The organism is Pseudomonas sp. Sample_9 (assembly GCF_004307535.1).
Lineage (GTDB): Bacteria > Pseudomonadota > Gammaproteobacteria > Pseudomonadales > Pseudomonadaceae > Aquipseudomonas > Aquipseudomonas mercuritolerans.
The window spans coordinates 1-672 of the sequence record NZ_RAZO01000094.1; the positions used below are offsets into that span (position 1 = coordinate 1).

Annotated in this window: 1 pseudogene; it reads right to left on the reverse strand. The window is 57.3% G+C overall.

The annotated features are described in order from the left end of the window. Nucleotides 1–155: pseudogene (locus D6877_RS05015) on the reverse strand (protein disulfide reductase); the annotation flags it as partial. Nucleotides 156–672 lie beyond the last annotated feature (517 nt).

Sequence of the window (672 nt, forward strand, 5' to 3'; positions counted from 1 at the left end):
ACGGCGTAGCTGAAGTTGGCAGGCAGGATGCTGTTGGCAGAACCTTTGTACAGTGCGGCAGGCAGCGAGGCGCCACCACCGGTTACGGCCATGGCCTGGGCGGAAGCCAGAGCGGCGACGGTCAGTGAGGCGGCGATCAGAGTGCGCTTGAACATGAAGAATCTCCTTTTCAACTTGGTTTGGAACACAGGTTTCGGAAGGCTTGCATGACACCGGGAGGGTCCACCGTGGTGGAGCCGCAGAGAGAAATTCGCAGCTTCCGGTGACAGATAAAGGAAAAAACCTCGGGAGCTGCGGGGGGATTCTGGTACGGATTTCTCGGGTGTTTGCGGGGTGTGGCGGCATGTCTGGATCGGGGGTTTGGCTGAATCGGGCTGGAGGCGTTGGCGGGTGGTTGCAGATGACAGAATGGAGAACCCGAGGATGGTGGGATCGGGACTCGGGTGAGGGTCAGGCCGGTGCAAAATATTTGAGTTTTGTGTTGTCGGGACTGGCGCTTTCGCGAGCAGGCTCGCTCCCACAGGAATTGATGTTGTGAATGCAATTTACTTCACAACACCGAACACTGTGGGAGCGAGCTTGCTCGCGAAGAGGCCCGATCAGACACCATCGAAACCGGCTACTGCACCAACTGGTTGATCTCAATAATCGGCAACAACACCGCCATCACAA